The organism is Pseudomonas sp. MF6776 (genome assembly GCF_016613125.1).
GTDB classification, from domain to species: Bacteria; Pseudomonadota; Gammaproteobacteria; order Pseudomonadales; family Pseudomonadaceae; genus Aquipseudomonas; species Aquipseudomonas iridis.
In genome coordinates this window covers 161125-174404 of the sequence record NZ_JAENSQ010000006.1, presented here as the reverse complement: position 1 = coordinate 174404, position 13280 = coordinate 161125, and the positions used below count along the sequence as shown (strand labels likewise).

11 protein-coding genes are annotated in these 13280 nt (G+C 60.0%); 4 read left to right on the top strand and 7 right to left on the bottom strand.

The genetic code is table 11. The features are described 5' to 3' along the window. From ybeY to miaB, 3 genes are all read right to left on the bottom strand, one after another. On the bottom strand, window positions 1-495 hold the full coding sequence (gene ybeY / locus JJD74_RS09330; protein ID WP_200613209.1) for an rRNA maturation RNase YbeY: 495 nt from the start codon (window positions 493-495) through the stop codon (window positions 1-3). After that, window positions 488-1492, bottom strand: coding sequence for a PhoH family protein (locus JJD74_RS09325; RefSeq protein ID WP_042561236.1), 1005 nt, complete (start codon window positions 1490-1492; stop codon window positions 488-490). Before JJD74_RS09325 ends, ybeY begins: the two co-directional genes overlap by 8 nt. 228 nt (window positions 1493-1720) lie before the next feature. After that, window positions 1721-3049, bottom strand: a complete 1329-nt coding sequence (gene miaB, locus JJD74_RS09320) for a tRNA (N6-isopentenyl adenosine(37)-C2)-methylthiotransferase MiaB (protein WP_047303584.1) — start codon at window positions 3047-3049, stop codon at window positions 1721-1723. Window positions 3050-3182: 133 nt separating this feature from the next. Here miaB and JJD74_RS09315 point away from each other — a divergent pair, with 133 nt between their 5' ends. Next, a complete protein-coding gene (locus tag JJD74_RS09315) occupies window positions 3183-3512 on the top strand; it encodes a DUF1820 family protein (RefSeq protein WP_042561234.1) in 330 nt (109 codons plus the stop codon). 123 nt (window positions 3513-3635) lie between these two features. Here the strand turns inward: JJD74_RS09315 and JJD74_RS09310 are convergent, their stop codons facing one another. The 4 genes from JJD74_RS09310 to JJD74_RS09295 all read right to left on the bottom strand — a co-directional run bounded on the left by JJD74_RS09310 (window position 3636) and on the right by JJD74_RS09295 (window position 7155). Then, a complete protein-coding gene (locus JJD74_RS09310; RefSeq protein WP_042561233.1) occupies window positions 3636-4190 on the bottom strand; it encodes a tetratricopeptide repeat protein in 555 nt (184 codons plus the stop codon). 224 nt (window positions 4191-4414) lie between these two features. After that, window positions 4415-5698, bottom strand: a complete 1284-nt coding sequence (hemL, locus tag JJD74_RS09305; RefSeq protein WP_200613207.1) for a glutamate-1-semialdehyde 2,1-aminomutase — start codon at window positions 5696-5698, stop codon at window positions 4415-4417. Between the two features lie 17 nt (window positions 5699-5715). Next, on the bottom strand, window positions 5716-6339 hold the full coding sequence (thiE, locus tag JJD74_RS09300) for a thiamine phosphate synthase (protein ID WP_047303580.1): 624 nt from the start codon (window positions 6337-6339) through the stop codon (window positions 5716-5718). 18 nt (window positions 6340-6357) lie between these two features. Next, a complete protein-coding gene (locus JJD74_RS09295) occupies window positions 6358-7155 on the bottom strand; it encodes a hydroxymethylpyrimidine/phosphomethylpyrimidine kinase (RefSeq protein WP_200613205.1) in 798 nt (265 codons plus the stop codon). Between the two features lie 313 nt (window positions 7156-7468). Between JJD74_RS09295 and JJD74_RS09290 the strand changes: the two genes are divergently transcribed. The 3 genes from JJD74_RS09290 (at window position 7469) to amn (ending at window position 13250) form a co-directional block, all read left to right on the top strand. Continuing rightward, entirely contained in the window at window positions 7469-9823 is a 2355-nt protein-coding gene (locus JJD74_RS09290) for a hybrid sensor histidine kinase/response regulator (protein WP_200613200.1), read from the top strand. A 94-nt stretch (window positions 9824-9917) separates the two neighbouring features. Next, window positions 9918-11567 (top strand): acyl-CoA dehydrogenase family protein, encoded by a 1650-nt coding sequence (locus JJD74_RS09285; protein ID WP_200613184.1) that lies wholly within the window; start codon window positions 9918-9920, stop codon window positions 11565-11567. Between the two features lie 183 nt (window positions 11568-11750). Then, a complete protein-coding gene (amn, locus tag JJD74_RS09280) occupies window positions 11751-13250 on the top strand; it encodes an AMP nucleosidase (RefSeq protein ID WP_200613181.1) in 1500 nt (499 codons plus the stop codon). Window positions 13251-13280 lie beyond the last annotated feature (30 nt).

Genomic DNA, 13280 nt, shown 5'->3' with positions numbered 1-13280 from the left:
TTACTCTGAATCCTTTGTTGTAACGATTGGGGATGGTTCGGTTTCGTCGTCCGCGTACGGATCGGGATAGCCCAGCTCAGCAAGCAACTCGCGTTCCAGTGCTTCCATTTCCTCGGCTTCTTCGTCATCTATATGGTCGTAACCAAGCAGATGCAAGCAGCCGTGAATGACCAGATGTGCCCAGTGGGCCTTTAGTTCCTTGCCTTGTTCGGCGGCTTCGCGCTCAACCACGGCCACGCAGATCACCAGATCGCCGAGCAGCGGGATATCGAGAAACTCGTCGGGCACGTCAGCCGGGAACGACAGGACGTTGGTCGCGTAATCCTTCTGGCGCCAGGTGTGATTGAGCTCACGGCCTTCTTCCTCGTCGACCAGACGAATGGTCATTTCCGAGTCAGCGGTGCGCTGGCGCAGGGCCAGTTCGCACCATTGGCGGAACTCGGGTTCACTGGGAGCGGACGCTTCGGTCGCTATTTGCAGGTCAAGCTCAAGCATCGCGGCGAGTGTCCTTCGCAGGTTCATCAGTCACGCGATTTTCGAAGCGCTCGTAGGCTTCGACGATGCGTTGAACCAACGGATGGCGCACAACGTCCTTGGGCATGAAGTGCGTGAAGCTGATGCCCGGCACGTCTTTGAGCACTTCGATCACGTGGTGCAGGCCCGACTTGGTGCCTTTCGGCAGGTCGACCTGGGTGATGTCCCCCGTGATAACCGCGGTGGAGCCGAAACCGATACGCGTCAGGAACATCTTCATCTGTTCGACGGTAGTGTTCTGGCTTTCGTCGAGAATGATGAAGCTGTTGTTCAGCGTACGACCGCGCATATAGGCCAGCGGTGCGACTTCGATCACCTGACGTTCGATCAGCTTGGCCACATATTCGAAGCCGAGCATTTCGTAGAGTGCGTCATAGAGCGGGCGCAGGTACGGGTCGATCTTCTGCGACAGATCGCCGGGCAGGAAACCGAGCTTTTCACCCGCCTCAACCGCCGGGCGCACCAGCAGGATGCGACGGATCTGCTCGCGCTCCAGTGCATCGACCGCGCAGGCCACGGCCAGATAGGTCTTGCCGGTACCGGCCGGGCCTATGCCGAAGTTGATGTCGTTACCGAGTATTTCCTTCACGTAGCGCAACTGATTCAAGCCGCGAGGGCGAATCATGCCTTTTTTGGTGCGCAGGGCGACGGAAGCTTCCGCGGGGGCGTGGTTGTCCAGCTCGACGACGGCTGATTCCTGCAGAAACAGGTGAACCATATCTGGCGACAACTCCGTACCCTTGGTTTCGCGGTACAGGCGGCGAATCAGATTTTCCGCAGACGTGGTGTGCTTGGAGTCGCCGATCAGCTCGAACTGGTTTCCGCGGTTGCGGATCTCGATGCTCAGGCGCTGTTCGATCAAGCGCAAATGCTCGTCGAATTGCCCGCACAGATTGGCGAAGCGATGAGCCTCAAAGGGCTCGAGAATAAAACGATGTGGTTCTATGGGAGCGTTCAAGGTCGTATTTAGCCGCCCTGGGGCAATTAAGATGAAATCAAGGATAACGCCAGTGGCCTGGGTGCGAAAGCTCTTAAATTAATGAACACAATCTCAGTAACAGTGCAGTCCACTGTGGGAGCTGGCTTGCCAGCGATAGCGGTGCAACAGGCGACATATTTGTCGGGGCTGATGGCCTTATCGCTGGCAAGCCAGCTCCTACAGGATTCTCTATGTTCCTGATATTCGTTATTGGATCAACGAACCGCGCAGCGAGTGCGGTTGCGCCGCATCGATGTGCACATCGGCGAACTGGCCGATCAGCGTTGGATTGTCGCAGCGGAAGTTGACGATACGATTATTCTCGGTGCGCCCTTGCAGTTCGCCCGGGTCTTTCTTCGAGTAATCGGTCACCAGAATTCGCTGGGTCGAGCCGACCATTTGTCGGCTGATCTCGAAACCTTGCTGATTCAGGCGGTGCTGAAGCGCGTTCAGGCGTTCTTTCTTGAGCGCTTCTGGCGTGTCATCGGCCAGATCGGCAGCCGGTGTGCCCGGGCGCTGGCTGTAAACGAACGAGTAGGAAAAATCGAAACCGACGTCTTCGATCAGCTTCATGGTCTGTTCGAAGTCTTTCTCGGTTTCACCCGGGAAGCCGACGATGAAGTCCGAGCTGATGCAAATCCCCGGCACCGCCGCGCGCAGTTTGCGCAACTTGGATTTGTACTCCAGCGCGGTGTGGTTGCGCTTCATCGCCGCCAGAATCCGGTCGGAGCCCGATTGCACTGGCAAGTGCAGGTGCTTCACCAGTTCCGGTACTTCGGCGTGGGCCTGGATCAGGCTGTCGGAGAACTCCAGCGGATGCGAGGTGGTGTAGCGAATGCGGTCGATGCCATCGACGGCGGCGACCACGCGGATCAATTCCGCCAGGTCGGCCAGACGACCGTCGTGGGTTGCGCCGCGATAGCCGTTGACGTTCTGCCCCAGCAAAGTGACTTCACGTACGCCGTTTTCGGCCAGATGAATGATTTCGGCGAGCACGTCGTCGAAGGGGCGGCTGACTTCTTCACCGCGGGTATAAGGCACCACGCAGAACGTGCAGTACTTGCTGCAACCTTCCATCACCGACACGTAAGCGCTCGGACCGTCAATGCGTGGCTCGGGCAAGTGGTCGAATTTTTCGATTTCCGGGAACGAGACGTCGACTTGCGGCAATTTGGTGATGCGTGCGGCGTCGATCATTTCCGGCAGGCGGTGCAGGGTCTGCGGGCCGAACACCACGTCGACGTAGGGTGCGCGATCACGGATCGCCGCGCCTTCCTGGCTGGCCACGCAACCGCCGACGGCGATCACCATGTCCGGGTTGGCCAGTTTCAATTCGCGCCAGCGGCCCAGTTGCGAATACACCCGGTCCTGGGCGCGTTCGCGGATCGAGCAGGTGTTAAGCAGAATCACGTCGGCATCTTCGGCGCGAGCAGTGACTTCCAGGGCCTGATGTTCACCCAGCAGATCGACCATGCGCGAGCTGTCGTACTCGTTCATCTGGCAACCGTGGGTTTCGATGTAAAGCTTCTTGGCCATGGATTAGGATCGTCACGTGATTCAAAGAACCGCGCATTATAGGGAACATGTCTCCATGTTCCTACCGTTGTGCGTCCGGTGGCTATGCTATAGTTCGCGCCCTCATTTTTATCCCCGATGTTATCCGCCCGCCATGACCAAACGCGAAGCTCCAATCTACAAGGTGATTTTCCTCAACCAGGGCCAGGTGTTCGAAATGTACGCCAAGCAGATCTATCAAAGTGATCTGTGGGGCTTCCTGGAAGTGGAAGAGTTCGTCTTTGGCGAGCGCACGCAGATGGTCGTCGATCCGAGCGAAGAAAAGCTCAAGGCGCAATTCGAAGGCGTGGTGCGCAGCTTTGTGCCGATGCATTCGATCGTGCGCATCGACGAGGTTGAGCGTCTGGGTACACCGAAAATCAGCGAAGCCCGCGGCACGGTCGGCAATGTGATGCCGTTTCCGATGCCGATGCCTGAGAAGTAAGTTTCAATACCGCGTCGCCCCATTCGCGAGCAGGCTCGCTCCCACATTTGATCTCCAGTGTTCCGAAGATCACTTGTGGGAGCGAGCCTGCTCGCGATGGGGCCCGCAAGATCGGCTCAGAAATCAGGGAAGAGGCGAAAACGGCGTGCGCCCATCGGCGCTCTGCAGTTCCATCAGGTATTTACGGAAAATTTGCCCGAGCACCTGTGTGGCGGTTTCGAGGTCTTCGCGGGACATTTTTTCAGAGACTTCGTCGGCAGTGTCCAGCGCCTCTTCGGCGCCGTTGACCGCGGCCATCTTCAGCACGATGTACGCCTGAATGTTGTTGGCCTGCACGCCTTCGCCGTGGAAGAACATGGTGCCGAGCTTGAATTGCGCCTGGGCATGGCCTTGCAGCGAGGCTTTTTCGAAATAGCTCAGGGCTTGATTGAGGTCGCGCGGCGCATTCTTGCCGTCGTAGTAGAACTCACCCAACTCGTATTGCGCTTGCGCATCCCCTTCATCCGCTGCCTTTTGGCAGGCGGCCAGTGCCTGCGTGACGTCTTGCGGCTGAGTATTGAGGGTGCAACGACCCATCGCCGGGATCAACAACGAGTTGCCGCCTGCTTGTGCATGCGCGAGCAGGGGCTGAAGGAGCAACAGGCAGCCCAAGGCAAGGGTGCGGCCGGTGCGGTTCATGGGAATCGACTTACCTCTGAAGGGCACGCGGACCCATCGAGGGATCCAATAAGCGCGCATTATGAAATAAGCAGGGCCATCCTTACAAAGTCTTTACTCGTTTTTCTGCTGCGCGGGGAATATATCGCCCACTTCAGGCGGATATTTAGCAGAGGCGTCGGAAAAACAGCTCGGGTGTAGGTGAAAGCTGACGCTGGCAATGGCCAACGTCAGCGGTTCGGCGATTATTTCAGTTTGGCGAAGGCGCGCTCGGCTGCATCCAGAGTCAACTTCAACTCGGCTTCGCCGTGGGCGATAGAAGTGAAACCGGCTTCGAATGCACTCGGCGCTAGGTACACGCCGCCTTCCAGCATCAGGTGGAAGAAGCGACCGAACAAGGCAGCGTCACTGGCCATCACGTCTTCAAAGGTGACGATGTCGTCGGCACCGCTGAAGTACAGGCCGAACATGCCGCCGGCCTGAGTGGTCACGAACGGAATACCCGCTGCGTCAGCGCGTTGTTGCAGGCCGTCGAGCAGGCGCGTGGTGTAATCGGTCAGTTCGTCGTGGAAACCCGGACGGCTGATCAAGCGCAGAGTGGTCAAACCGGCAGCCATGGCCAGCGGGTTACCCGACAGCGTACCGGCCTGATACACCGGGCCCAGTGGCGCGATGCGTTCCATTATTTCGCGCTTGCCGCCGAAACAGCCGACCGGCATGCCGCCACCGATGATTTTGCCGAAGGTGGTCAGGTCTGGTTTCACGCCGTAGTAAGCCTGCGCCCCACCGAGGGCCACGCGGAAACCGGTCATCACTTCGTCGAAAATCAGCACAACGCCATGCTTGTCGCACAGCGAGCGCAGACCTTCGAGGAAGCCCGGCGCTGGCGGTACGCAGTTCATGTTGCCGGCCACTGGCTCAACGATGATGCAGGCGACTTCTTCACCGACTTCGGCGAGCATTTTTTCCACGGCGTCGATGTCGTTGAACGGCAGGGTCAGCGTGTGTTTGGCGAACGCGGCCGGTACACCTGCCGAGCTCGGAACGCCTTGGGTCAGTGCGCCGGAACCGGCCTTGACCAGCAGGCTGTCGGAGTGACCGTGGTAGCAGCCTTCGAATTTGATGATGCTGTCGCGGCCGGTGAAACCACGAGCCAAGCGGATGGCACTCATGGTCGCTTCGGTGCCGGAGCTGACCATGCGCACCATGTCCATCGACGGCACCAGCGAGCAGACCAGGTCGGCCATCTCGGTTTCCATCGAGGTCGGCGCACCATACGACAAGCCGTGCTGCAGTTGATTGCGCACCGCGTCCAGCACGTCCGGGTGGCTGTGGCCAAGAATCATCGGGCCCCACGAGCCAACGTAATCGACATAACGCTTGTCGTCTTCGTCAGTGACGTAGGCGCCTTCGGCGTGTTTGAAGAACAGCGGCGTGCCACCCACGCTCTTGAACGCGCGAACCGGTGAGTTCACGCCACCGGGAATGTGTTTCTGGGCATTGGCAAACAGGGTTTCGGAACGAGACATGATCGGGCTCTCAAAAATCAGGATTTGAACAATTCATTGAATGCGCGGGCGCGGCGGGTCACTTCGGCGGTGCTGTCGGCACCAAACAAGCCGTGGACCACAGCAAGCAAGTCGACACCGTGGGCCACCAGCGGCGCAGCGTTGTCGAGGGTGATGCCACCAATCGCGCAGATCGGTAGATGCAGCGCACGTTTGGCTTCGTCGAGCAGATCAAGGCTGCAGGTCGGTGCACCGGGTTTTGTGTTGGAATTGAAGAAACGACCGAAGGCGACGTAACTCGCGCCTTCCTTGGCAGCCTGTTGCGCCAGTTCGATTTGCGCGTGGCAAGTCGAGCCGATGATCGATTTCGAGCCGAGCAGGGCGCGGGTTGGTGACAGCGGGCCGTCGGTCTGGCCCAGGTGTACACCGACGTTCAGGCGCGCGGCCAGTTCGGCGTCGTCGTTGATGATTAGCTGCGTCTTGTAGCGTTCGCACAGATTGCGCAGCGCCTCGGCCTCGCGCAGACGACGGGCTTCGTCGCTGCTCTTGTCGCGGTATTGCAGCAGAGTGACGCCGCCTTCCAGCGCCGCCTCCACGTACGACAGGAACTTGCCGGCCAGCAACTGGCTGTCGGTAATGGCGTACAGGCCACGTAGTTTCATCAGGCAGACCTCACGACGTTACGAGCAGAAATCCAGCGGCAGGCGACGCGGGACAAACTGGCCTTTGCCCAGCTGTTCGGCATCGCGCAGGGTGCGCCAGGTGTAATCCAGTGCACTGCGCACGGCGCTGGCGAGGTTTTCACCTTGCGCCAGGCGACCGGCCAAGGCACTGGCGAGGGTGCAGCCAGAACCGTGATAACTGCCCGGCAAGCGCTGGCAGTAAAAGGTTTCACGCAGACCGTCGCGGTTGTACAGGCGATTGTGGATTTCAGTTTCGTCGCCGTGGCCACCGGTAATCAGCAGGTTCTTGACGAACGGCAGAAGTTTTTCAGCGCACTCGTCCGCGGTGCCTTCGGGCAGTTCGGCAAGGATGCGCGCTTCGGGAAGATTGGGGGTCGCGATGATCGACAGTGGCAGCAGGCGTTCGCGCATCGCATAGCCGACTTCGTCCTTGCCCAGACGTCCACCGCCGCCGGCGCGCAGTACCGGGTCACAGACCACCGGCAAATGCGGGTGCGCCGACAACAGTTCGACAACGGTGTCGACCATTTCCAGCGAACCGAGCATGCCCAGTTTGACCGCAGCGACTTCGGAGTCGTTGAGCACGGCGTTGGCCTGGGCCAATACCCACTCACGGTCGAGGACGCGAAAGTCAGTGACGTTGACGGTGTCTTGCACGGTCAGGGCGGTGACGGCCGGAGCCGCATGGCAACCCTGCGCGAGCAGGGCTTCGATATCTGCCTGCAAGCCGGCGCCACCACTGGGGTCGTGGCCGGAGAGACAGAGGACAACGGGGCGGGAGCTGTAGATATTCATGGTGCGCGAGCTTACCACCAAAGCTGATTTTCGGGTGTGGCTGGCGCAGCAAGATCAAAAGATCGTCCGATCGCGGCCCGAGTCGTTGGAGGATCTTTTGATCTACCTGACTAATCAAACAGCTCTAGCTCGCTGCTTTGCTCTGAAACGCCCGTTCTAGAGCCTTTATAGGAAAATTCCGATGGTGCTCAATGGCCATCAACAGCTATGCTAGTCTGGATCCAAACCAATAACAGGTAACACCGGTTTTACGTCTACTCACAAGGAATGGGGGGCTTCCTGACACAACCGGACGAGCCACGCTGGGGCTTCAATGCGCTATCTGCTGATGTTGCTGTTCTGCTTGCCCCTCATGGCGAGCGCCGTCGAATTCGACGAATTCACCCAGAGCCTCCCTCTGGGCCGGTCACTGCAAGTGTTCGAAGACCCGAGCGGTCAGGCGAGCATTGCCGATGTCCGCGCGCAGGCTGCTGCCGGCAATTTCAAAGCCCACGACAAAGCCACGCTCAATGCCGGGTACTCACGCTCGGCATTCTGGCTGAAGATCGACCTGCATTACCGCCCGAGCAATCCTGGCGCCCAGCGCACCTGGCTGCTGGAGTTGGCGTATCCGCCGCTCGACCATCTCGACCTGTATCTGCCCGACGCCCATGGCGACTTTCACCTGATCCGGCAAACCGGCGATGCCTTGCCGTTCGCCAGTCGTGAGATCCGCCAGAACAACTATCTGTTCGACCTGACGTTCGCGCCGGATCAACAGCAAACCGTGTACCTGCGACTCGCCAGCGAAGGCTCGATCCAGGCGCCGGTGACGTTGTGGTCGAGCACCGCGTATCTCGAAGACCAGCCGGTGCGCCTGTACGTGCTGGGCATCATTTATGGCGTGCTGCTGGGGATGGTGGTCTACAACCTGTTCATCTACCTGAGCGTGCGAGACACCAGTTACCTCTATTACATCTTCTACATTGCCTCGTTCGGGCTCTATCAGCTGTCGGTGAATGGTGCGGCGGTCGAGTATTTCTGGCCGAACAATCCGTGGTGGGCCAACGCCGCCACCCCGTTCTTCATCGGTTGTGCGGGGTTGTTCGGCAGCCAGTTCGCCCGCAGCTTTTTGCAGACCAGGACGCACAGCCGCTGGCTTGACCGCTTGCTGATCGCCTTGATCGCATTCGGCGCGCTGGTGGTTGGTCTGTCGTTGATGGCCAGTTACGCCTTGGCCCTGCGCCTGGCAACAACGTTGGCGCTGACCTTCACTGTGGTGATTTTCGCCGCCGGGATTCTGGCCTGGTGCCGCGGCCTGCGGGTGGCGCGCTACTTCATCATCGCCTGGTCGGCGTTTCTGCTCGGTGGCGTGATCAACACGCTGATGGTGCTGGGCTTGCTGCCGAACGTGTTCCTGACCATGTACGCCAGCCAGATCGGCTCGGCCATCGAAGTGGCGCTGCTGTCGCTGGCATTGGCCGATCGCATCAACGCGATGCGCGAGCAACAGGCGCAGACTCTGTTCGATGCCAGCCAGAAACTTGAAGTGCTCAACCAGCAACTGGCCCGCAGCAACAAGCTCAAGGATGAATTCCTCGCGACCCTGACCCACGAACTGCGCACGCCGATGAACGGTGTGATCGGCTCGCTGGAACTGATGCAGACCGTCGACCTCGACCCGGAACTTGAGCAATACCAGCAAACTGCTGCCGGTTCCGCCCGGGACATGATGCGCATGGTCAACGGCATCCTCACCCTTACCGAATTGCAGGCCGGCAAGCTCAAGGCGACACCGGGCAGCTTCAGCCTGCGCGGCGTGGTCGAGGCATTACGCGTGCAATTTGAAAGTAATGCGGCGAGCAAGTCGCTGGACTTCAAAGTCGACGTGCTGCCGACCCTGCCGGATCGCCTGAACGGCGACAGCACGAAACTGGCGCAATGCCTGGAATGCTTGCTGGATAACGCGATCAAGTTCACTCGCGTGGGCGGTCTGGCGCTACGTGTTAGCGGCAAACCGACGACGGACAATCGTATGGCGCTGTCGTTTGCGGTGATCGACACCGGTATCGGCTTCACTGATCTGGGCGAGGCGACGATGTATCAACGCTTCTTCCAGCTCGACGGGTCGATGACCCGTGAGTACGGCGGCTTGGGCGTGGGTCTGGCGATTTGCCGACAGTTGGTGGAATTGCTCGGCGGCAAGCTCACCCATCGTTCCGAACCCGGTCGCGGCAGCCGTTTCCAGCTGGACGTCGAGTTCGAATTGCCGGTGGTCGAACCTGCGCCAACAGCGGCGCCTGCCCGCGATTGCATACGCGCACCGCAGGATTGCACTGTGCTGTTGGTCGATAACAACAGCGTCAACCAGCTGGTGATGCGCGGCATGCTGCTCAAGCTCGGTTTTCGCGTGCGCGCCGCCGATAATAGTGCGGCAGCGCTCGATTACCTGCAGCGCGAGAGCTTCGACGCGGTACTGATCGATTGCCAGTCGCCTGCCCAGGACGGCGCGGCATTGTGCTGCCAGATACACACTCTGCCGGGTTGCGCGCATCTGCCGGTGTTCATGTTGGCGCTGAGTGCCGACCGCGAGATGTGCAGCCCTGGCGCGGTGATCGATTACCTGAACAAACCGGTTAAATTCGAAGATTTGCAGGCAGCGCTGGAGCGGCGCGTGCTCTGCTGCTGATAGGGTAAAAGCGCCGCAAAAACGGCTGATATGACACTTTGTTCGGCGTGGGGGCGGTGCTTAACTGACCTTCTCGCTGAAGAAGGAACCCGTCATGAACCTGCATCAGTTCGCCGAAACCCACGAAGTCACCAACCAGCCGCCGTCGCTGGACGGCAGCAACCTGTACCGCATTGATCTGCCGTTGCAGGAGTGGTCGCGCCGGTTTGGCGCCGGTTGGGCCGAATCGCGAATTGATGCCTACGGTGCTCTCGCTGGCGGGCCGCTGATGGAAGCCGGGTTCCTCGCCAATCAGAACAAACCGGTATTCGCCAGCCATGACCGCTACGGTCATCGCATCGATCTGGTGGAATTCCATCCCGCTTATCACGAGCTGATGCGCACGGCCATCGAGCATGGCCTGACTTCCTTGCCATGGGCCCACCCGCAGGACGGCGCCCACGTTGCCCGGGCCTCCATGAGTTACCTGCACAGCCAGGCCGAGGCCGGCAGTGGCTGCCCGTTGACCATGACGTTCGCCAGCGTTCCGGCCCTGCGTTTGCAGCCGAACCTGGCCGAGCAATGGCTGCCGAAAATCCTCGCCACCGAATACGATCCGCGCAATGTCGGCATGGCGCACAAGGCCGGGGTCACCATCGGCATGGCGATGACCGAGAAACAGGGCGGAACCGACGTGCGCGCCAATACCACCAAAGCCTATCCGGTCGGTGCCAGCGGGCCGGGCGAGGCCTATGAACTGGTCGGGCACAAGTGGTTCTGCTCGGCGCCGATGTGCGATGCGTTCCTCACGCTGGCGCAGACCGACAAAGGCCTGACCTGTTTTCTGCTGCCGCGCCATCGTCCCGATGACACGCGCAATCAGTTCTACATCCAGCGCCTGAAAAACAAACTCGGCAATCAGTCAAACGCCTCCAGCGAGGTGGAATTTCGCGGGGCGCTGGCGTGGATGGTCGGTGAAGAGGGGCGCGGCGTGCCGACCATCATCGAGATGGTGGCCATGACCCGTTTCGATTGCATGGTCGGCTCCAGCGCGCTGATGCGTCAGGCGCTGACCCAGGCCAGCCATCACTGCGCGCACCGCAAGGTCGGCGGCAAACTGCTGAGCGAACAGCCGTTGATGCAGAACGTGCTGGCCGATCTGGCGCTTGAAAGCGAGGCCGCACTGGCCCTGAGCCTGCGCATGGGCAAAGCGCTCGATCATCTGGATGATCGCCACGAAGCGCAATTCGCCCGGTTGGTGACGGCGGTGGGCAAATACTGGGTCTGCAAACGCGCGCCGGCCATGATCAACGAAGCCGCCGAATGCATGGGCGGTGCGGGTTATGTCGAAGACAGCATCCTGCCGCGACTGTACCGCGAGGCGCCGGTCAACTCGACGTGGGAAGGCTCGGGCAACGTGCAGTGCCTCGACGTGTTGCGCGCCTTGTCGAAAGAGCCGGGCGTGCTGGATGTGTTGTTCAGCGAACTGGGTGACGGCCATGGCGATAAACGTCTGGCCGCGCATATTCAGCAGTTGCAGGCGCAGTTCAAGGATACGAGCGACATTCAATACCGGGCGCGGCAGTTGACTGAGGATATTGCGCTGGGGCTACAGGCCAAACTGTTGCTGGAGGCGGGGAATTCGGCGGTCAGTGATGCATTTATTGCCAGTCGTCTGAGTGGTGGCGGACGAGTCTACGGCGCGCTGCCGCGTGGACTGGACGTTGAAGCCATCGTCGCCCGCTCGACCCCGCAACGTTTCTGACCCATAAAAAATTCCCCCTGTGGGAGCGAGCCTGCTCGCGAAAGCGGTGTATCAGTCGACATCTTTATTGAATGACCCACCGCATTCGCGAGCAGGCTCGCTCCCACATGGGATCTTCATTGATTTAAAGATTTCGGTACGCCCATTACGCCACTGTTCCCGTCACGCCACGATGCAGGCAAGATGAAGCTCTGCAAGCCAGAACACAGGAAGCTGATCGTGACCGAAGCGTTTATTGTCGTTCAAACCGCCGAACAAGCCGTGGATCGTCTGGCCGAGCTGCATGAGCGGGCCACCTCTGCGCTGAACTCGGCGCTCAAGCGGTACCTCAAGGATCGCGTCGAGCCCGACGCCGAGCAGCGTGCTCAGTTTCGTTATCCCGAACTGCGTTTGACCTATCACTGCCAGGGCGAAGTCCCGCAGACCACCCGCGCCTACGCCAAGGTGCAACTGCCGGGCACCTACAGCGTCACCGTCACCCACCCGGCGGCCTTTCGCAAATACCTGCTCGAACAACTTGTGCCGCTGATGCATGACTTCACCGTGACCGTGGAAGTCGGCGTCAGCCAGCAAAACATTCCGTATCCATACGTGGTTGAACAGGGCGACGAACTGGCCGGCTCCGGCGTGACGGCAGCGGTGCTGGCGCGCGTTTTCCCGAGTACCGATTTGTCTGCCGCCACCGATGGGATCGCCGACGGTCTCTACGATTGGGAAAATACCGATCCGCTGCCATTGGCGCTGTTTGATGCGGCGCGTGTGGATTTCTCGCTGCGCCGACTGGTGCATTACACCGGCAGCGACTGGCGTCATGTGCAGCCGTGGATCCTGCTGACCAACTATCACCGTTACGTCGACCAGTTCATCGTCCATGGTCTGGAGCAATTGCGCAGCGATCCGCGTTTCGTGCGCATGGTGTTGCCGGGCAACGTGATCATCGAAAAGAGCATGGATCACGGCGAAGCCTCGGCGATTGCTGCCGGTGTGGTCTGGCACCGCTACCAGATGCCGGCCTATCACCTGATCGCCAGCGATGGCCACGGCGTGACCTTGGTCAATATCGGTGTCGGCCCGTCCAACGCCAAGAACATCACCGACCATTTGGCGGTACTGCGTCCGCATTGCTGGCTGATGATCGGTCACTGCGGCGGCCTGCGTCAGTCGCAGACCATCGGCGATTACGTGCTGGCCCACGCCTACATGCGTCGCGACGGTATTCTCGATCGCGTCGTGCCGCCCAACATTCCGATCCCGGCACTGGCCGAAGTGCAAATGGCGCTGCAACAAGCGGCAGCCAATATCACGGGCGAGAAGGGCGATGATCTGAAAAAACGCCTGCGCACCGGCACCGTGCTGACCTACGACGACCGTAACTGGGAACTGCGCTGGGCCCAGGAGCGACCGTTGATCAACCTGTCCCGTGCCGTGGCGGTTGACATGGAAAGTGGCACGATTGCCGCGCAGGGTTATCGCTTGCGAGTGCCGTATGGCACGTTGCTGTGCGTTTCGGACAAACCGCTGCACAGTGAAATCAAGCTGCCGGGTTCGGCCAACGCCTTTTACGAACGCGCAGTCAGCCAGCACTTGAAGATCGGCATCGAAGCGGTCGATCTGCTGCGCACCGAACTCAACTCGCTGCACTCGCGCAAACTGCGCAGCTTCGACGAACCGCCGTTCCGTTAACGGTTAGTCGTGGTCATTTGGCGATCCGGG

What these genes read in the sequence shown, in the direction of transcription:
- JJD74_RS09290 (WP_200613200.1), top strand. Translation starts at nt 7,469, where the DNA reads ATGCGCTATCTGCTGATGTTGCTGTTCTGCTTGCCCCTCATGGCGAGC.
- miaB (WP_047303584.1), bottom strand. Translation starts at nt 3,049, where the DNA reads ATGGCCAAGAAGCTTTACATCGAAACCCACGGTTGCCAGATGAACGAG.
- ybeY (WP_200613209.1), bottom strand. Translation starts at nt 495, where the DNA reads ATGCTTGAGCTTGACCTGCAAATAGCGACCGAAGCGTCCGCTCCCAGT.
- amn (WP_200613181.1), top strand. Translation starts at nt 11,751, where the DNA reads ATGAAGCTCTGCAAGCCAGAACACAGGAAGCTGATCGTGACCGAAGCG.
- JJD74_RS09310 (WP_042561233.1), bottom strand. Translation starts at nt 4,190, where the DNA reads ATGAACCGCACCGGCCGCACCCTTGCCTTGGGCTGCCTGTTGCTCCTT.
- thiE (WP_047303580.1), bottom strand. Translation starts at nt 6,339, where the DNA reads ATGAAACTACGTGGCCTGTACGCCATTACCGACAGCCAGTTGCTGGCC.
- hemL (WP_200613207.1), bottom strand. Translation starts at nt 5,698, where the DNA reads ATGTCTCGTTCCGAAACCCTGTTTGCCAATGCCCAGAAACACATTCCC.
- JJD74_RS09285 (WP_200613184.1), top strand. Translation starts at nt 9,918, where the DNA reads ATGAACCTGCATCAGTTCGCCGAAACCCACGAAGTCACCAACCAGCCG.
- JJD74_RS09315 (WP_042561234.1), top strand. Translation starts at nt 3,183, where the DNA reads ATGACCAAACGCGAAGCTCCAATCTACAAGGTGATTTTCCTCAACCAG.
- JJD74_RS09295 (WP_200613205.1), bottom strand. Translation starts at nt 7,155, where the DNA reads ATGAATATCTACAGCTCCCGCCCCGTTGTCCTCTGTCTCTCCGGCCAC.